We start from the raw sequence: 19,624 nt of genomic DNA, 5'->3' as shown, positions 1-19,624 counted from the left end.
ATGACTTTTTGGTACATATACATAAGATAAAGATAATATTATGAAAAAGACATTGTTTGCTTTTGCTGCCTGTGGCACTGTGTTGCTGGCAGGATGCGGCAAATCAGAATCGGTCACAGTGACGGTTTCGAACCCTTTGGATATGGAACGGACGGGGGAGATGGTAGAAGTCCCCGTCGACGATATTTATGAGCAGTTGAACCTGTCCGACACGGCCCAGTTTGTCATTTATGATGACAAGGCGCAGGAAGTTCCTTATCAGCTCACCTACGATGACAAGGTGATATTTCCGGTCTCTATAGCCTCCAATGCTTCTGTGAATTATACCATACAACAGGGTACCCCTTCCCTTGTGAATGCGGTGGTATATGGACGGTATTATCCGGAGCGTCTGGACGACATTGCCTGGGAAAACGACCGTGCGGCTTACCGTGCATACGGTCCGGCTCTGCAAAGAAGCGGAGAGAAAGCTTATGGTTATGATGTGTTTACCAAGAGCGTAGAAGAATTGGTGGTAGAAGACCGCTATGCCATGGAACTGGATTCCATGGCGTGGGTGCAAATCAATGCACTGCGTGAAGCGGGCAAGAAAGAAGCCGCCGATAGCTTGGTGCGTACGATTTCCTATCATGTAGACCATGGCAACGGAATGGACTGCTATGCGGTAGGTCCTACGCTGGGAGGTGGAACTTCTGCATTGATGCCGGATTCGACAATCGTATATCCTTATTGCTACAAAGATTACGAGATATTGGATAATGGACCACTGCGTTTCACCGTCAAACTGGTCTTCAATCCGTTGGTGGTGAAGAATGACTCGAATGTGATAGAAACCCGCGTCATTCAGTTGGACAAAGGCTCCCAGCTGAACAAAACCACGGTGACCTATGATTACCTGACACAACCCACTCCCGTGGCTGCCGGTCTGGTATTACATGCGGCCAACCCGAAAGGTTATGCGTATGATGCTTCTGCAGGTTATATCTCTTATGCCGACCCGACCACAGAACCAGATTCAGACAACGGAATCGTGTACGTAGGTGCTGTGTTCCCTGAAACCGTACAAACCCGCGTGCAGCTGTTTGATAAACCTGTAGGTGATGCCTTGGGACATGTATTGGGGATATGCGGTTATGAATCGGGTAACGAGTTTGTCTACTACTGGGGTTCCGGATGGAGCAAGTACGGTTTCCCGAAGGCCGACGACTGGAACAACTACCTGAAGGACTATGCCCAAAAGGTACGCAACCCGTTGACGGTCACCATTCAGAAATAAGAGACTGTCATTATTCGGACAGACCAAACATAAAAAAGCGCAGGGTAAACGTGGAGGTTTGCCTTGCGCTTTTTCTGTGTCAGGGAAATACCTTAAACTCGTATCCTTCCTTCAAGAGCCATTCAATGGAGCGGGGAAGGGCATATTTGAGGTTGTTTTCCGACTTCAAAGAGTCGTGAAACGTAATGATGGAGCCGTTTCGGGCATATTTCTTGACCTTTTCGAATACTTGCGGACCGTTGAGCCGCTTGCTGTAATCCCGGGTCACCAAGTCCCACATCACAATCTGATATTTCTTTTTCAGCACATGATACTGCATCCAGCGCATGTGGCCGTGAGGAGGGCGGAAGAGGTTCGTCTGAAGATAAGCGTTGGCCTTGTCCGTGTTGGCCAGGTAATTCCGGCTCAGGAACTCAAATCCCCGTATGTGGTTGAATGTATGGTTGCCGATGCGGTGTCCTCGTTCCACCACCATCTGAAACTCCTTCGGATGTTTCCGTACGTTGTCGCCCACCATGAAAAAAGTGGCTTTTATGTGGTATTTGTCCAACAAGTCGAGCACCCAAGGCGTGATGTCGGGTATCGGACCATCGTCGAAAGTCAGATACACCGACTTCTCGGTCTTGTCCATGCGCCATAAGGCCTTAGGGTACAACAGACGGATGAATTGGGGAGGTTGTTCAATGAACATGCTTTCGTTGTTTTTTTAGAGGTTGTGTAATATCCGGAAGTCAGCCGAAAAAAATGTCATTCCGGAGCAAGCATAAGGTGAATCATCTTTTGCTGTGTCCAGAATGACATTTTATATCTGATGCTACAGCTGTCAGTAACGTTTACTGAGCCTGTCTACTGGTTCCTACCCGTTGTTCAAGCAATTTGTACAGCTGGTCAAACTTCTGTGCGTAATGCAAGGCCGAATCGGTTTCCTTTCCTGTCTTGCTGTCCTTGATGTTAGCCAAGGTCTTGCACACATCATCCAGTATGTAGAAATAACGCATGCAGTTCTCGTAAGAGCTGGCAAAGCGAGTATCGTCCAGGCTCAGGTACCAGGTAGCGTATTCCACCGCATTGTTGGCCAGTTCGTTGAGAATCTTCTCTGCCTTTTGGGTTTGTCCCAATGCCAGGTAGTTGTCGGCCATCTCCTTGGAGCTGCTCATCACGTAATCGTGAGGAACCGTGGTGGAAGGAATAACCTTCTCGCAATAGTCGAGTGCCTTCAGGGCCTTGTCCTTTTTGCCTTCCTTAATCAGCTGGCTGGTCAGTTGCACGAACATGCGGCGGTGTGTGTCGCACATGCGCAGTACCGTTTCATCCAGATAGATGTTCGGGTTGTCGATACCGCCGAACTTGAACTTGTGCATCAGGTTGTCGTACATCTTCTCACTGTCCAGACGTCTGCCCAGCTGTGCGTTGTCGAACGGAGTGATACGATAGGCCAGTCCTTCCTGCAGGAAGTTGTTGGTCAGGTTCAGGTGATTTTCCGAACCTACGGTGATGGCCATGTACATCGGGCGTTCCCAGTTGGTGTTGGCCAGCATTTCCAGCATCATCAGCTCACTCTTGTACAACACCCGTTTGCCTTTCAGCGAAATGTGCATATAGTCTGGAATAGAATCAGGTGTCAGCATGCCCGAACGTTTGATGGCTTCCTTGTCCAGCTTGATGACGATACTGTCGGTCGGAATCATCTGCAAGTCTTCTTTCGGCGAGCGCACCCAGTGTTCCAGAATGTTCTTCAGCTCGTAGGGATTGTCTCCGAATTCCTTGGCCGCTTCTTCCGGGTTTTTCTTGTAGAATTCCAATACCGTAGGCATGGCATCCGGACGTACATACACGGCTTCGTTGTGGCCGGATACATAGTCAATACGTTCCCAGTCGATAGGAACCGATGGAGAATCGTAGGCCGGACGGCGCATCTGGTCGATGTACCAGTCGGTCTGCAGGTAACTCAGGTTGCAGACACGTACATCCGTGCGCACGCCTTCTGTTTCCTGGTTGTACCACAAGGGGAAAGTATCGTTGTCACCGTTGGTGAAGAGAATCGGATTTCCCTTGTCCGGTACGGAGTTCAGGTAGTTCTGTCCGAAATCACGGCAGGTATAGCGGCCGCTGCGGTCGTGGTCGTCCCAAGTCTGGCTGACCATCTGTATCGGCACCAGCAAGCAAACGATGCTGGCCAGGATGGCCGCAGGCTTTTCGTTGATTTTCTTGCTCAGATATTCCGCGATGGCCGCTACTCCCAGTCCAATCCAGATGGCGAACGCATAGAAGGAACCTGCATACGCATAATCTCGTTCACGCGGCTGTTGCGGTGTCTGGTTCAGGTAAAGCACGATGGCCAGTCCGGTCATGAAGAAGAGGAAGAACACCACCCAGAATTGCTGGATACCTTTTTCGCCCCTGTAGGCTTGCCAGAACAGACCGATGAGTCCCAGAATCAGCGGCAGACAGTAGAACACATTGTGTCCCTTGTTGTTCTTCAGCTCGCTCGGAAGCAGGGACTGGTCGCCTACCAGCATCTTGTCGATGAACGGGATACCGGTAATCCAGTTACCGTGTTCAATTTCTCCCTGGCCCTGGATGTCGTTCTGACGTCCGGCGAAGTTCCACATGAAATAACGCCAGTACATGTAGTTCAGCTGATAGATGAAGAAGAACTTGATGTTATCCCATTGAGTCGGAATCTTGACCATAATCATCTCGCCACACTGGTCGTAAGGCACCTGACGTCCTTCCACGCCGCCCAGCCAGTCTTCATAGGCCTGTGCATGCACGTCGCTGTACATACGCGGGAACAACATGTTCTGCGCATATTTGTATTCCGTCTTGTGACGTACGATTTCGTAGCTGTCTTTTTCGTCCGGACATTCCTTTTCTTTCCGCTGGTAGACAGGTGCACCTTCTTCCACGTCGTACACACAGCCCCCTTCCGTCGGTTTCAAGGCCGGTTTGGAAGCATACGTTTGTCCGTAGAACAGCGGACGGGTACCATACTGTTCACGTCCCAGGTATTCTCCCAGTGTAAAGATATCCTCCGGAGAGTTCTGGTCCATCGGCGTGTTGGCCGAAGAACGGATAACGATGACGGCATACGAAGAGTAGCCTACTACAATCATCATCATGGCCAGCAGGCTGGTGTTCAGCGTGCGGGCACTGACACGGTACTTCTCGCTGAGGTTGGCGAAGAGGTAGATGGCCAGAATAGCCAGCACGATTATACCGATGAATACACTGCTCCATCCGTGTCCGTAGAACGGAATACCCAGCAGACCCACCGTGGTGAGGAAAGAGATGTTCATCCGCTTGCGGCTTTTCACCGTGTAGCTTTCATATACACCCCAGATGATGCTTGCGGCCAGGATAATCATGTAGATGATGACACCCGTGTTGAAAGGCATGCCGAAGTCGTTGACAAACAGCAGTTCAAACCATCCGCCCACTTTCACGATGCCCGGCACGATGCCGTAAAGCACGACTGCTACCAGCACCATGGAACCAATCAAGGCAATCAGGCTGCCTTTCAGGTTGGCATTGGGGTTTTTCTTGTAATAATATACCAGTACGATGGCCGGAATACAAAGCAGGTTCAGCAGGTGTACGCCGATGGACAACCCTGTGAGGTAGGCAATCAGAATCAGCCAGCGGTCACTGTGAGGCTCGTTTGCCCGGTTCTCCCATTTCAGAATCAGCCAGAAAACGAGGGCTGTGAACAAGCTGGAGTACGCATATACTTCTCCTTCTACGGCACTGAACCAGAAGGTATCACTCCACGTATAAGCCAAGGCACCCACGAGTCCCGAACCCATGATGGCAATCAGTTTTCCGGTTGTCATCTGGTTCTCATCCGGGCAAATCAGTTTCTTGGCCAGATGGGTGATGCTCCAGAACAAGAACAGGATACATGCGGCACTCATCAGGGCACTCATGATATTGACCATGCGGGCCACTTGTGTAGGGTCACTGGCAAACTGACTGAACAAATTGGCGGTCAGCATGAAGAAAGGTGCGCCGGGAGGATGTCCTACTTCCAGCTTATATCCGGTGGTAATGAATTCCGGACAGTCCCAGAAGCTGGCTGTCGGTTCGATGGTCATGCAGTAAGTAAATGCGGCCACCGCAAAAGTGAGCCAGCCAACCAGGTTGTTAATCTTGTTGTACTGTTTCATGAATTATTTTTGGTTTCTCGTTAAAATTCAATGCGGCAAAGATAGCAAACATTTGCAAATCAAGTCCCAAAAGTAAATGATAATGTTGCAAAAGGCGTTAAAAGCGGCCCTTTACTCTTCATGATGATGGCATTTCAGGATACGATGAGGCAAATTGCCATGTCCCAGCAGTTCGATGGGGCACTCAAAATGCGTTTCCAGCCACTCGGCGGAGACTTCCGTATCCGGATGGTAATCCAGTGTGCCGTTCACGCAGGCCACACTCTTCACGTTCTGCAGAATGGTGCCGATGTCATGACTCACCAGGACGATGGCACGTTCCTTGTTGATTTCCTCCAATAAGGCATAAAGCCGGGCTTCAAAGCGCTTGTCGATATATGTGTTGGGCTCGTCTAGAATCACCACTTTGGGGTCGGAAACCAGCGCCCGTCCCAGCAAAGCCCGTTGCAGCTGTCCGCCGCTCAGTTGTCCGATGGCCCTTTGCTCCAGTCCTTCCAGCCCCATGCGGACAATGGTCTGCCGCACTTTCTCGTGCTGTTCCTTGGAGAAAGCACGAAACAATGATTTCTGCTTGTTCAGCCCCGACAGCACTACTTCGTAGACCGAAATCGGGAACTTCTTGTCGATACGGTTGTATTGGGGAAGGTAGCCCATGGTAATTTCATCCACTTCCTTTCCCGCCTCAAAAAATTGGATGCGGCCGGAAGTGGGTTTCAGCAAGCCCAGTATGATTTTCATCAACGTGGTTTTTCCTCCTCCGTTCGGTCCGATGACTCCTAGAAAATCTTTTTCTGCAATTTCCAGGTTTACATTTTCCAAGACCTTTTTCTGGTCGTATGCGGCCGATATTCCGGTCAGTCTGATAAGCGGTTGGTTCATGGGCGATTGTTTATTGCTCGTTTTTGCTCAGGGATTTGGCGATATGAATCATTTCCTTGTCCCAGTTGTAAGTCAGCGGGTTGATGGGTACGATTTTCAAGTGAAGCTCCTGCGCTATCACTTCGGCATTGCGTTGGTCGAATTCCTGCTGTACGAATACCACCCGCACCTGTTTCTGCTTGCAGGTGTTCATCAGCTCCTGCAGATGCGTGGGCGAAGGTTCTTTTCCTCCCTCCTCGATGCTGATTTGCTGCAGGCTGTAGTCGCGGGCAAAATAGCTCAGTGCCGGATGGTAAATCAGGAAGCTCGGGTCGGCATTCGACAGGTAGCGCTGCATTTCCCGTTCCGTACGGTCAATCACCTGTTGCAGGCTGTCCAGCCGGTTTTGATAATACGCTTGGTTGTCGGGGTCAATCTCCGACAGCGCCTTGCAGACGTTGGCCGAGATGATGTGGGCATTCGGTATCGAATTCCAGATATGCGGCTCCACGCCGTCCAGGTTTCCATGCGTATGGGCATGCGGATGTATCTCATGAATAAGGTCGACTCCTTGCGACATGTCGTAAAACGGCAGTTTGGGCGTATTGGCCTGCAATCTTTCAGCCCAGGCCTGTTCAAAGCCGATGTGTCCGATACGCAGGTAGGCTTTGCTCCGTGCCAAATCAACGAGTTGTTGTGGGGTAGGGTCGTAAGTTTCGGGATTTCCTCCCTTGGGAACGATGCTCACCACCTGGAACTTGTCTCCGGCGATGGCTTCCGTGAAGTAGCGTAGAGGTTCAATGGTTACGGTCAGTGTTTGTCGTTTGTCGTTCCCCTTATTTCCTGTACATGCGGCGAGTACCAGCCCCATCAGAAGCAGGAAAAGGTATTTTTTTGTGCACATATATTCAGCTATTAGATAAGTATTTTTGCAAAGCTACAAAATCTTTCCGAGGCTTGAAAGCAAGCGTCTGAAGTTTCGTGTGGAGAGAAGGGAAAAACTCTTCTTGACCGTCTTATTTTTTCTTTCAGCTGGAGTAAGTGGGGGTTGTCTGGGGGAAAGGATATGTTTCGAAAGCAATAATGGGCAAATTCTCTTGCATGAATCGGAAAATGTTTTCTTGTTTTGTATGTTTCTCACAGCGGAGCCCTACGTTTTCCACCGCAGAAACGTATGTTTCCGGTGTGGAAAACGTAGGGCTCGCGGGCGGAAAACATAGACAATGTCGCCGCTTTTCACCTTTTATGACACGGTGTTTTCAAATTTCCTTGCTGGCACGGAGAATCTCCCGTTTGCCTCCCGGAGGACCCGGAAGCCGTTCTACGGTGAATCCGGCTGCCTGAAGCATTCTTCTTACCACGCCTTTGGCACAGTAGGTGGTAAGGATGCCGCCGGGATTCATTTGCCGGTACAGGTGGTCAAAAAGGGGTTGGCTCCACATTTCCGGCTGTTTTTCCGGTGCGAAGGCATCGAAGTAGACCACGTCGTAGTGCGACTGGAAATCAAAGTGCGTGAAATCTCCTTCTATCTTGTGCAGGGTGAAACAGGGAGAGAGGCGGACGGGCCGGTTCCATGGGGCAGTGTGCAGGGCATAGAATTTTTCGCTGGCTTCCGGGGCGATTGTCTCCGGATATCCCAGTTTCCGCACGATGTCTTCTCCCAGCGGGTATCGCTCGATGCTGGTGAAACAGACTTCTCTATGCTGTTTCTCAGCTTCCAGCAGGGTCAGAAAGGCATTCAGCCCGGTACCGAACCCGATTTCCAGTACATGAGGCTTTTCCGCCTGCGAGTGGTTCAGCCCCATCTGGATGAAGATGTGCTGCGATTCTGTCAAGGCTCCTTTCACGGAGTGATAATGTTCGTCCAGTTCCGGCACAAACAGGGTGTTGCTTCCGTCGGCTGTTGTTTCAAGTGTAATCATAAAGCTATCGATTGCGTTGTTGCAAAGATACGCATATCCTGTAAGTAAGGAAAATATGTGCCGGTTTCTTATTGGAGATATTGGAATACGCCCAGTGCCGTGGCCACGATGATGGCATAGCGTGCCAGCTTGCCGATGGTCATGGCAAGGGTGGTAATCCAGAAGTTGCCCCGCATGAAACCCAGGGCGATGAGCAAGGCGTCGCCGATGACGGGCAGGAACGAGAAGAAGGCCATCCATGAACCCCGTCCGTGAATGAAGCGGACGGCTCGGTCCATCTGCTTCTTGTCGACCTTGAAATATTTTTCAATCCATTCGGTCTTTCCCATCCGTCCTATCCAGTAGCAGGTCACACCTCCCAGGGCATTGCCTGCCGTGGTGAAAAGGGTAGACCACACCGGGTCCAGTCCCAGCCCCACGCAGGCCAGCAGGACCACTTCCGAACTGAAGGGCAGGATGGTGCCTGCCAGGAAAGCCGAGAGAAACATCCCCCAGTATCCCCAGTCTATCAGAAATTGAATAAATGCATCCATACATTAAATATGCATACGCCAATCCAGAGGGCGAAGGCTGCCCACAGGAAGATGCGGGTAAAACGGTTGAAGGTCAGTGCCAGCAGGTGTCCTCCCAGGATGGAGCCAGCAATGAGCGTCATGGTGAAAAAGGTATTGAAATGGGAAGGGATGAGTATCATGCAGACCAGGGTGGCCGCTCCGGTGATGAGAAGGATACGAAGCATGATACGTGTCTGTACCTTGTCCTGATAGATATGCAGCAAACTCTCTACACTGCAGATGGCAATAATCAGCAGGGCTGCGCCACCGGATACCAGCTGGGAGAGTGACAGCACGGAATAGTCTATCGGAGGAAAGCTGGAAAGTTGCAGGAACGGTTCGCCGATTTTTTCCGGCGTGCCTGTGTACAGGTGGTAGCAAAGCATAATCCAGTAGGGAGTGAAGATACCCGTCAGGCCCGCAAAGAAAGTGCGGAGAGTAAACGCGCGCAACCCAATCATGTAAAAGTAAATCAGAGGAATGAAATACAAGGTCTGTGGCAACAGGAAACTGCTGATGCCGATGCAGAGGAAGGTGTGGAAGATAGGGATGGCCGCGTAGGGCGACTCATAACTCCGGAACAGATAGGCAAAGCTGATGACAAACAGCAATGGAATCCATTGTTCGTGCGAGTAGGTGTGCAGGAAAGGAATCCCCCCAAAGAAAAAAAGATACAGGGCCGCATGCAGCGTGGTACGTGTGCGGATGAGCGAGAACGTGGTGTTCAGCTCTATCAGGAAGTAGGTTATCAGGCCGTGAATGGCCAAAGAAATGAAGTCCGTTTCTTCGTGGTAGGTGATGGCCCATAGAAGCAGACAGAAAATAACGGCAACAGGAAGAGTGATTCTTCCTGTTGCCAGTTCATATTGAAATTTGTTTCGCGCAAGCATGTTTAGAGGTCGAATCCGATGTCAGAACGGAAATATTTCTTCTCGAAGTGGATTTTTCCTGCATTCCGGAAAGACTGTGCCAAAGCTTCTTCCTTGTTGGCACCGTAAGAGCTGACGGCGATGACACGTCCGCCGGAAGTCACTACCTGTCCGTCTTTCAGGGCCGTACCGGCATGGAATACGGTGCTTCCGCCTGCTTTGGCTTCCTCGATGCCGCTAATCGGGAATCCCTTTTCGTAAGCCTCCGGATAGCCTCCGGATACCAGCATGACGCAGACAGCCGACCGCGGGTCGATTTCCAGCGTCTTTTCGTTCAGGTTGCCCTGGGCCACTCCCTCGAAGAGGTCTACCAGGTCGCTCTTGATACGCAGCATGACGCTTTCTGTCTCGGGGTCGCCCATACGGACATTGTATTCGATGACCATCGGTTCACCTTTCACGTTAATCAGTCCGAAGAAGATAAATCCTTTGTAGTCGATACCTTCTGCCGCCAACCCTTCTACCGTAGGACGGATGATGCGGTCTTCCACTTTCTTCATCCAGTCAGCGTCGGCAAACGGAACGGGAGAAACAGAACCCATACCGCCGGTGTTCAGACCTTTGTCGCCTTCACCGATACGCTTGTAGTCTTTGGCTTCCGGCAGAATCTTGTAACTCTTTCCGTCGGTCAGTACGAATACCGAACATTCAATGCCGCTCAGGAATTCCTCGATTACCACCGTAGCCGAAGCGTTGCCGAACATGCCGCCCAGCATTTCCTTCAGCTCCTTCTTGGCTTCTTCCAAGGTAGGGAGAATCAGCACCCCTTTTCCGGCACAAAGTCCGTCGGCCTTCAGCACGTAAGGAGCTTCCAGTGTTTCCAGGAAAGCCAGTCCCTCTTCCAGATTGGCTGCAGTAATGCTCTTGTATCCGGCTGTCGGGATGTGGTGACGTTGCATGAATCCTTTGGCAAATTCCTTGCTTCCTTCCAGTACGGCTCCCGCTTTCGACGGTCCGATGACCGGAATCTGTTTCAAGGCTTCGTCGTGCTTGAAGAAATCATATACCCCCTTCACCAGCGGGTCTTCCGGACCTACCACTACCATGTCGATACCGTTGTCGATGACAAACTGCTTGATACCTTCAAAGTCATCGGCCTTGATGGCTACATTTTCGCCCACTTCGCGTGTGCCGGCATTTCCCGGAGCGATGTACAACTTCTCAATTTTCGGGCTTTGTGCGATTTTCCATGCCAGTGCATGTTCGCGTCCTCCTGAACCTAACAGTAAAAGTTTCATATACGTATCTGTTTTTTAGTCGATTATTTCAAATGGTCTTCAAAATAGCGGGTGATGTGTTCGTGCAGGTGTACACGGTCGCGTCCCATCATGTTGTGTCCGTCTTCCGGATAAATGAAGAGGTCGGGGTGTGTGCCAGCTTCGATACATGCCCTCAGGAACGTGTAAGTGTGCTGGGGTACGCAGGTGGGGTCTGTTCCGCCGATGATGATTTCCAGACGGCCTTTCAGGCTGCCGGCTTTCAGTTTCAGGTCGGAGCCTTTGTAGCCTTCCGGATTAGCCTGTGGCGTATCCATGTAACGTTCGCCGTACATCACTTCATAGAACTTCCAGTCGATGACCGGTCCGCCGGCTACCCCCACTTTGAAAATATCGGGATAAGTCAGCATGAGGTTGGTGGTCATGAAACCGCCGAAGCTCCAGCCATGTACGCCGATGCGTTCACCGTCTACGTACGACAGGGATTTCAGGAATTCCACTCCCTTCATCTGGTCTTTCATTTCTTCCACTCCCAGGTGGCGGAACGTGCAGTTTTCAAACGCCAGTCCCCGGTTGTCACTTCCCCGGCTGTCTACTGTCAGCATGACATATCCTTTCTGTGCCATGTACAGGTCCCATCCTCTGGCATCGTAGAAGCGCGTGTTGTGGATGAGCTGTGCATGCGGTCCGCCATATACATAGATGATGGCCGGATATTTCTTGTTCGGGTCAAAGTCCACCGGTTTAATCAGGCGGTAATATAAATCCGTCTTTCCGTCGGCAGCTTTAAGAGTTCCGAGGGTGATTTCCGGCAAGTTGAACTGACTGCACATCGGGTCGTCCGCCTTCAGCAGGGTGGTTCCCTTCTTGCCGCTGGTAGGCAGCAAGGTGATTTCCCGTCCCACGGTGAAAGAAGAGAAGTTATCTATCAAATACGTACCGCTGGCGGAGAGAGAAGCCCGGTGCATGCCGTCTTTTTCTCCCAGTAGTGTACGTTTCCCGGTTTTCACGTTGAGGCTGAACAGATTGGTCTGCAGCGGAGAGATTTCCGTACTGCCGATAATAATCTCCTTCTTGTCCGCATTGAATCCTAAAATATCCTGAACCAGCCAGTCACCTTGGGTCAAAGGAGTGACTTTCAGGTGCTCCAGGTAGGTGCTGCCTTCCAGTTTGCCATTCTTCCAAACTCCTTCTCCTTTGGTTTTCGTATCCATCAGGTACAGGTGGTTGAAACCGTCGCGCTGGCTTTGGTAGATGAACTGAGTTTCATCCCATGGCAGGAATACCAATGGGTGTTGAGGTTCTACGTATTTCGGATGCTTTTCTTCATACAGGATACCTTCCTTTTCTCCGGTGGCAGCCTGATAGCTGACCAGCTGTGCATGGTTCTGGTCGCGGTTCAGCTCGATGACGTAGATATGCTGCTCGTCGGGCGACCAGCTGACATTGGTGAAATAACGGTCGGTAGGGTCGCCTGCCTGCAAGTAAATCACTTTCCCAGTTTTTACATCGTACACTCCCACGGTCACCTTGTGGCTGGTCATGCCCGCCATCGGATATTTGTCCGGTTCCAGGGTAGCGATACGGGTGGAAGTATTTACCTGTGGATAATCGGTCACCATACTCTGATCCATGCGGTAGAAAGCCAGGTAGTTTCCTTTCGGACTCCAGAATGTACCCTTATAGATGCCAAACTCGTTGCGGTGTACAGCCTGACCGTAAACCACTCCTTCTTCCGTCTGTGACGGATTGATTTGCCGGCTTTCTTCTCCCTTGTCGGCTACAAACAGACCGTTGCCGATGGTATAGGCTACTTTGTCATTGGCCTTGCAGAAGTCCAGGTTACCTGCTTTTTCGTTCAGGCGGAACAGGTTGGTAATCTTTTTCTGTCCGAAATCATATTCCACCCAGTAGTTGCTTTGCTGGAATACAATCACTTTCCGTTCCGCCCAAGGCAATGAAGCAGCCATCAGACTGCGGAGCGGTTTCAGTTCGTGCGACGGCTGGAAAGGCTTTTCTCCTTTTTCAAGAGCCTGGTTCACTTCTTTCAGGGTAACCAGTACGGTTTCCTTGCCATCTTTCAACTGGATACGGCGGATATTTTCCACGTCCGCGCGTACACATACATCCCCCCACCATTGCAGTCCCGGAATGTTCTTGGGCATCAGGTTGAAATAATTGTTGCCGCCCGGAATGACATCTTCCAGCGTATAGTCGGCTTTCTTTTCCTGGGCAAAAGTGGTGAGGACGGTCATACTACATAAAAAGAAGAATAAAAATATACGTTTCATGTGTGACTTGTCTTTAATCCTGTGAATTTTCTTCTTCCTCGCTGCGGCGCTTGTGCATGTAGCGAGGAGCAGGAGCCGCTTTCGGGCGTCCGTCATCCGTAGAAGGACGCGGGTTGCGCGGTTTCGGTTCCTCTTTGTATTTGAATTCCTTGCGGCGTTCGCGGGTAAATTCTTTTCCGTCGCCAGCTTTCCGTCCGCGGAACGTTTCTTTCTGGTCGGAATCTTTGCGGAAACCTTCTTTGCGTTCGCTTCGGAAACCTTCTTTCCGTTCTCCACGAGTGCCCTCTTTGCGTTCCTTACGTACGTATTCCACTTTTTCACCGTGATGACGTGAACGTGCCGGTTTGTCTTCCCGTTTCGGCTTGAATTCCTTGTCACTGTTTTCTGAGCGGAATTCCTTGTATTTCCCGTCAAAAATTTGGTATTTGCGGAACTGACACTCCAAGGCACCGTTGAACAAAGGCACTTTCACGGAAGCCTTCAGGCCAATCTGGTCGAAACATTCGTCGCGGTAGCTCAGAATCCAGGCATCGTTTCCTGTGAAGGCATGTTTCAAACGTTCCCCAATCATCTGGTAGAGGCCCAGCAAATCGTCGGAAGAGATACGTTCTCCATACGGCGGGTTGGTGATGATGATGCTTTTCTGTTCCGGCTTTTCAAACTGCTGGAACGGTTGGATTTTCAGGATGACATCCTTGCTGACTCCTGCCGCTTTCACGTTGTGCTGGGCAATCTCGTTGGCTTTCGGATTGTTGTCGTACCCGTAAATCTTATGCGTGAATTCACGTTCCTGTGAATCATCGTTATAAATGGCATCGAAAAGTTCCTGGTCAAAATCTTTCCATTTTTCGAATCCGAACTCTTTACGGAACACTCCCGGCGCAATGTTACGGGCTATCAGGGCCGCTTCGATAGGGATGGTACCTGAACCGCACATCGGGTCAATCAGGTCGCATTCGCCTCTCCAGCCTGTCATCAGAATCATACCGGCAGCCAACACTTCATTCAGCGGTGCTTCCACTTGTTCCTGACGGTAGCCTCTGCGATGGAGGGATTCGCCGGAACTGTCGAGTGCCAGTGTACATTCTTCTTCCGCAATGTGAATGTGAATGGCCAGGTCCGGATTACTGATACGTACGGAAGGACGGTTGCCGGTCTTTTCACGGAAATAGTCGACCACTGCATCCTTCACCTTGTAGGCCACAAACTTGGAATGGCGGAATTCGCTGGAATAAACCACGGCATCCACGGAAAAACTGCTCATGTTGTCGAGGTATTTCTCCCATTCGATACTTTTCACGGCTTCATATACTTCGTCGGCCGTCTTGGCTGTGAAATGTTTGATGGGTTTTAAAATACGGATGGCGGTGCGCAGGCAGAAGTTTGCCTTATACATCATGGCCTTGTCGCCGGTGAAAGAAACCATGCGTCGGCCGATTTCAATGTTGCTGGCTCCCAGCTCTGTGAGTTCTTGTGCCAGAACTTCTTCCAGTCCCTGGAAGGTCTTGGCGATAAGCTCGAATTCTTGATTCATCTTGATAAAATTACGTAATTTCAATTGATAGGGGCAAAAATACGAAATTTCAGGTTGCTAATCAACTGTTTGAAAATGTTTTCTGTGGAAACATGAAATCGGTTACTGGATTTTATCACGGAAGGAAGAGGCTGGAAGCTGATCTTTATTGACAAGATTGGCGCGGGTAAAAGGTTGCCAGCCATATCGTATATATCGTGGATGTTTGATTGAATCGGAGTAGACTCGGACCTTATCCCCCGCTATGACGGCCTGGGCAGGGAAATAGATTCCTTCATATTCTGCCAGCTCAAAGCCGATGAGCGGTTTTCTATCCGAGGTGTGTAGGCCTGCTGCATACGCAAATTCTATGATTGCTTCATGATTTTTTCTGATGGCTTGTTTGTACAGAGGACCGGATGGAAGTAAAGAATAATGATAAGTTTGATTTAATGCCCATTTGGCCAACCGTTCTCCGATAGGACGTTTGTCGGTAGGATGTACATTCAATGAATCGCCTTTATCGGTCGATACCACCATACCAGTATGAGGTATTTCGTTCATCAAACGTCGTTGGCTGTCACGGAACCAGGGCCATGAGGGACGGTTCAGGCTGGAAAGCTGGACAAAATAGAAAGGCATGTCTGGCTGGTTCCAGTTTTGTCTCCATCCGTTCACTAATAACTTAAATAATTTATAATGTGCTTCCATGTGGTGCGCATTTGATTCTCCTTGATACCAGATGACTCCTTTGAGGGGATATTGCTGGAGGGGGAGTATGCCGGCTTCATATAAATAACAGGGTTCGTATGGGTGACGTTTGAATGAATTTGTGCTTTTCTGGAGGTTGAGCAGGGCTCTTTTTCTGGCCCATTCTTGAATAAAGTCGTTTTGAGTCCAATCTTTCAGAATAGCGGGGAAATTTTTTTCCAATGAGTGGCGGTCGACCCACGATTCTGTGGTTGATCCTCCCACGGCATTGCAAATCAGTCCGATGGGAACTTTTAAACTGTCTTGTAGCATTTTTCCAAAATAGTAAGCTACAGCAGAGAACGTAGCCGCCGTATTGGAGGTGCATTCGGTCCATACGGTGGGTTGATAATAGAAAAGATGATTGATGGAATCGATGGCTTGGGCTGGCCATTCCGTGGCATTGGTATCCCATTTTCCTTTCATGTGAAAGAAACGGATGTGTGGATTGTATGCCTGTGATATGTCGATAGCAGCATCTTTGGCTTGTTGCAACATGAACTGCATGTTAGATTGTCCGGAACACAACCATACCTCTCCTGCAGCCACATGATGAAAGGTGCGTGATTGCTGTGGGGTTTGTATGGAAAGCTCATAGTTGGCTCCTGCTTTTATCGGATCTAATATTACTTCCCATTTACCGTTTTTATCAGTAATCGTTTTTTTATTTTGGCCGTCAATACTTACAGTCACAGGAGTTTTTGTATTGGCTGTGCCATGAATACGCAGTGGGATATTACGTTGTAATACCATATAATCAGTATAGAGAATTGGTAGTTTAAGTCCTCCATAATCGCCAGTGATGGCTGAGTATGCTGTCTGAGCTAGAAGATGTGCTCCTTCTTCATTGGGATGAATAGCATCAGGCAATAAAATAGGGTAAGGGTATAATGGAGTATGGAAATCTATGAGTTCTGCCTGAGTTATTTGAGCAACTACTTTAATTGCTTCTTGAATTTCCTCATGCCATTGTTGGGTACCTGAGATAAAACGAGGATGTCGGTCAGCTATTGGGGTAATGTATGCCAATAGAATGCGACACTGAGGATTGACCTTTTTAAAAGAGGCTATTAGTCTTAAATAATCATGAACGAATTCATCTCTGTAGTTAGGCCAGTTTCTTGGATCGGTGTCATTAATACCAAGGTGAATGACCACAATATCTCCAGCAAAATCAAGAGCCTTTTGATATTCTTCTTGTTGAATATAAGGATGATGTCCATGTGCCAATAGAGTTGCTCCAGGTTTTCCAAAATTACCCACAGAGTATTTCTTTCCCAGTAGTTTTTGTAATTGTGCAGGATAGGAATCTGTATCGCGATTGGCAATGCCGGTTCCGTAGGTGATGCTATTTCCTACACAGGCCACTTTTATTTTCTTGTCAGCTTGTACGGGTTGTAATAAGAATTGACAGAGCAGTAGAATTAAGATTGTTGGTTTCATTTTATTTCTTTAAATAGGGAGTGATAATTTCTTTCCATAGCATATAGCCTTTCCCAAGAAGGTGCAGCCCGTCATTGGTATATTCGGGTTTCATTTGTCCATTTTCATCTACGAAGTGAGTGAAAAGGTCAATATATTTCACATTTTCTTTTTGACAAATATTTAAAATAGCCTGATTAATGTCAGGGATTTCTTGCCAATGGGAAGTATGCTCTTGAAACAGGTTATACTTTGTGGTGACAGGTAACACGCTTTGTATCAAGATTTCTGTATACGGTGATTCTTTTTTTATTTTTTGTATGATTTGTTGTATATCAGAGGCTATATTATTCGGTGATTCTCCTTGAGGAACATTGTTGATTCCAATCATTAGAAAGATTTGTGCAGGCTTTCCTTTAAGTAAGACAGAAATTCTATCATATACCCCCCAAGTAGTATCTCCGCTGATTCCTCTATTTTTAACATGGGAATTTTGAAATAATTCACTCCATTCTCCTCCATCAGTTATACTATTTCCGATAAAAAGAATGTCATCCGAACTTATCGGGAGTTGTTCAAATAGAGAAACTCGTTGGTAGTAATAGGTTGAATATCTTCTTCCCGTTTGTCCGAAAGTGGATAGGCTATATGTTAAGCCTATAATTAGTAGTAAAATTGTTTTCATGGATTGCAGATTAATATGTTTTTAATTTAATTTCTCTCAGGTGAGTAAATGATGTTGTCGATTTCTTTTTTTCCATCTGGCGTTACAAAGACAGCATTGAACATCCATTTTACCAATCTGACCTCTGGTGTTTTAAAATTTCCTATAGGCAACTTGAGGAAGAGTTTGTTCCATCCTTTGTGTAGTGTTACTTGTATCGGAGGGCGGGAGGTTGCATTTTCGTTCGTTAGAGGAATCTCGTTCGACCGCTCTTTATGGTTGTTTTCCCATATCGGTGGAAGTATTTCTTGCTGGTTCAACCAAGCACGGCTGCCTTTATAATCCCATGTTCCTTGTTGTGGGGCCAAATCACTTTCGGAACGGCTATAATTCTGGAATTCCAGGAATAACCCCACCTTTTGCTTCTTAGGAGAGAATATCCAGGTGGTGGCATACGCCGTGTGGTTCTTTTCAGGTGAGGAATATAATCCGGGAACTAATTCTCCCCATACATGGCGCAAGTAAACTCCTGCTCCGTAGACGACATGGCTTTGGTAGATTTTCCCTTTATATAAGTAGCTTTCTTTTTCTTCTTGTTCAGGGGGAAACGTACGGGCCAGGTCTCCTTCATTGGGAAATGCATCTGTAATACGCCATACCACGTTAGCCTGTCTGACGTAGGGAAAAGGTTCTCCTTTGAAGGTGTGCGTCTTGTGCCAAAGCATTCTGTCTTCGAAATCAGTAAATTGTGTATAGATCTCTGTATCTTTTTTCCGTAAAAGGTTCGTGGTTTCATCGAAATAGCCGTAGCCGCCTCCCCGCCAACTTCTTTCGGCAAGCGCCAGCATGTGAGCATACAAATTGTTGTCCGCTACGATTTGTTTCTCGTTTTGGAGGTAACGGTCGTTCCAAATGGCCAAGATGCTTCCTGCAATGTCTTCGTTTCCCATATCTTGGTTGTAAATACGGCTGTTGTATAAAGCAATCAGGTCGGCAAAAATGTCGAAATGATTGACATAGTGATAGCGACTGTCGATGGCCGAAATTCCTGATTGGGCTTTTCCCCGGAAACTCCATAACTGTGTCATGTCTATTTCGCCTGTTTGGTATTTCCAACCAGGGTTCCATGAAATGACTTTTTTCCCTTTATTACGGATGTAGGCTACCATTTCCGGAACAAATTGTGGGTTGGTAAACTGTACTTCGTCCGTACCTATATGAATAAAGGGTACATCGAATGTTTCGCATACCTCATCCATGAGTCTTTTTAGAATTTCCATGCCTTTTTCGCTTTGCATGTCGGTGTGGAAAGTTCTTACAAAAGCAGCACTGTGACCAGGCATATCAATTTCTGGAATTAATGTTACATGCCGTTGCTTGCAGAACGCCACAAGGTCTTTTGCTTCTTGCAAGGTATAATATTTGCCTGGCATGCGAGTCATGCTCTCAGGAGCGTTGAGTTCAGGATATATTTTACTTTCCAGACGCCAAGCCTGATTCTCAGTCAGATGCCAGTGGAATACATTGATTTTGAACTTGCTGAGTAGCTCGATTTCTTTTTTCAGTTCTTTTATAGAAATATAGGTACGGCCTACATCCTGCATGAATCCTCTGATGCGGAAAGCAGGCCAGTCTATAATCTCACAGGTAGGAAGGTAATTTTTTGCATAGGCCGTTAATTGCTGGATTGTTTGTAATGCTCTGTAAACTCCTGTAGGAGAAGTGGCAGTGACTTCTATTTGCTTTTCGGTGATGCTCAATTTGTAGCCTTCATCGGTAGGAATAGGAATTTCCGGCAGACATTTTTTGATTTTAATATTGATTGTTTTATCTGTTTGTGTGGAAGTGGAAGTTGCATTAATGCTTTGTAGCCACTCTTTCCATTGTTTGGATATTTCTTCTGTCGTGTCAAGATATAGTTTATCTAATACCAATTGTTTATCTGTATAAGTTATTTTCTGCGGATAAGGCAGAAGAGGGTAGAGGGATTTCCCCCAGCTAGGAATCCAGCTATAGAATATGGCTATGAGAATGAAAAGAGGTTTCATAACAGAATGTAGGT

At 48.3% G+C, this 19,624-nt stretch carries 14 protein-coding genes; 1 reads left to right on the top strand and 13 read right to left on the bottom strand.

What is annotated here, in order from left to right; translation table 11 throughout:
* The first annotated feature begins 40 nt into the window (after positions 1 to 40).
* Positions 41 to 1,276 carry a DUF4861 domain-containing protein gene (locus OIM59_RS16460; RefSeq protein ID WP_299173079.1) on the top strand — a complete coding sequence of 412 codons (1,236 nt, stop codon included), beginning with the start codon at positions 41 to 43 and terminating at the stop codon, positions 1,274 to 1,276.
* A 79-nt stretch (positions 1,277 to 1,355) separates the two neighbouring features.
* Here the strand turns inward: OIM59_RS16460 and OIM59_RS16455 are convergent, their stop codons facing one another.
* The 13 genes from OIM59_RS16455 to OIM59_RS16395 all read right to left on the bottom strand — a co-directional run bounded on the left by OIM59_RS16455 (position 1,356) and on the right by OIM59_RS16395 (position 19,610).
* A complete protein-coding gene (locus OIM59_RS16455; protein ID WP_072541268.1) occupies positions 1,356 to 1,967 on the bottom strand; it encodes a polysaccharide deacetylase family protein in 612 nt (203 codons plus the stop codon).
* Positions 1,968 to 2,109: 142 nt separating this feature from the next.
* Positions 2,110 to 5,442: a protein O-mannosyl-transferase family gene (locus OIM59_RS16450; RefSeq protein ID WP_299173074.1), complete on the bottom strand. Its 3,333-nt coding sequence runs from the start codon at positions 5,440 to 5,442 to the stop codon at positions 2,110 to 2,112.
* 111 nt (positions 5,443 to 5,553) lie between these two features.
* The gene (locus tag OIM59_RS16445; RefSeq protein ID WP_299173072.1) at positions 5,554 to 6,321 is read right to left on the bottom strand and encodes a metal ABC transporter ATP-binding protein; all 768 of its coding nucleotides are present in this window, start codon (positions 6,319 to 6,321) and stop codon (positions 5,554 to 5,556) included.
* A gap of 10 nt (positions 6,322 to 6,331) precedes the next feature.
* Entirely contained in the window at positions 6,332 to 7,171 is an 840-nt protein-coding gene (locus OIM59_RS16440; RefSeq protein ID WP_299173116.1) for a metal ABC transporter solute-binding protein, Zn/Mn family, read from the bottom strand.
* A 388-nt stretch (positions 7,172 to 7,559) separates the two neighbouring features.
* Positions 7,560 to 8,219, bottom strand: coding sequence for a tRNA (5-methylaminomethyl-2-thiouridine)(34)-methyltransferase MnmD (mnmD, locus tag OIM59_RS16435; RefSeq protein WP_303898275.1), 660 nt, complete (start codon positions 8,217 to 8,219; stop codon positions 7,560 to 7,562).
* Positions 8,220 to 8,290: 71 nt separating this feature from the next.
* Positions 8,291 to 8,755, bottom strand: a complete 465-nt coding sequence (locus OIM59_RS16430; RefSeq protein ID WP_072541272.1) for a YqaA family protein — start codon at positions 8,753 to 8,755, stop codon at positions 8,291 to 8,293.
* Entirely contained in the window at positions 8,731 to 9,666 is a 936-nt protein-coding gene (locus OIM59_RS16425) for a hypothetical protein (RefSeq protein WP_303897748.1), read from the bottom strand. The genes OIM59_RS16430 and OIM59_RS16425 overlap by 25 nt, the downstream gene beginning before the upstream one ends.
* A 2-nt stretch (positions 9,667 to 9,668) precedes the next feature.
* Complete coding sequence (purD, locus tag OIM59_RS16420) at positions 9,669 to 10,943, bottom strand: phosphoribosylamine--glycine ligase (RefSeq protein ID WP_299173066.1); 1,275 nt, start codon at positions 10,941 to 10,943, stop codon at positions 9,669 to 9,671.
* A 23-nt stretch (positions 10,944 to 10,966) separates the two neighbouring features.
* On the bottom strand, positions 10,967 to 13,213 hold the full coding sequence (locus tag OIM59_RS16415; RefSeq protein ID WP_299173064.1) for a S9 family peptidase: 2,247 nt from the start codon (positions 13,211 to 13,213) through the stop codon (positions 10,967 to 10,969).
* A gap of 13 nt (positions 13,214 to 13,226) precedes the next feature.
* The gene (locus OIM59_RS16410; RefSeq protein WP_299173062.1) at positions 13,227 to 14,747 is read right to left on the bottom strand and encodes a class I SAM-dependent RNA methyltransferase; all 1,521 of its coding nucleotides are present in this window, start codon (positions 14,745 to 14,747) and stop codon (positions 13,227 to 13,229) included.
* 102 nt (positions 14,748 to 14,849) lie between these two features.
* A complete protein-coding gene (locus OIM59_RS16405) occupies positions 14,850 to 16,919 on the bottom strand; it encodes a GDSL-type esterase/lipase family protein (protein ID WP_299173060.1) in 2,070 nt (689 codons plus the stop codon).
* 1 nt (position 16,920) lies between these two features.
* Complete coding sequence (locus OIM59_RS16400) at positions 16,921 to 17,583, bottom strand: GDSL-type esterase/lipase family protein (protein ID WP_299173058.1); 663 nt, start codon at positions 17,581 to 17,583, stop codon at positions 16,921 to 16,923.
* Between the two features lie 26 nt (positions 17,584 to 17,609).
* Positions 17,610 to 19,610 carry a family 20 glycosylhydrolase gene (locus OIM59_RS16395; protein WP_299173111.1) on the bottom strand — a complete coding sequence of 667 codons (2,001 nt, stop codon included), beginning with the start codon at positions 19,608 to 19,610 and terminating at the stop codon, positions 17,610 to 17,612.
* Between the last annotated feature and the right edge of the window lie 14 nt (positions 19,611 to 19,624).

Source organism: Bacteroides mediterraneensis (assembly GCF_025993685.1).
Lineage (GTDB): Bacteria > Bacteroidota > Bacteroidia > Bacteroidales > Bacteroidaceae > Phocaeicola > Phocaeicola mediterraneensis_A.
Note: the sequence above shows the minus strand (reverse complement) of the source record. Positions and strands in the feature narration are given on the sequence as shown.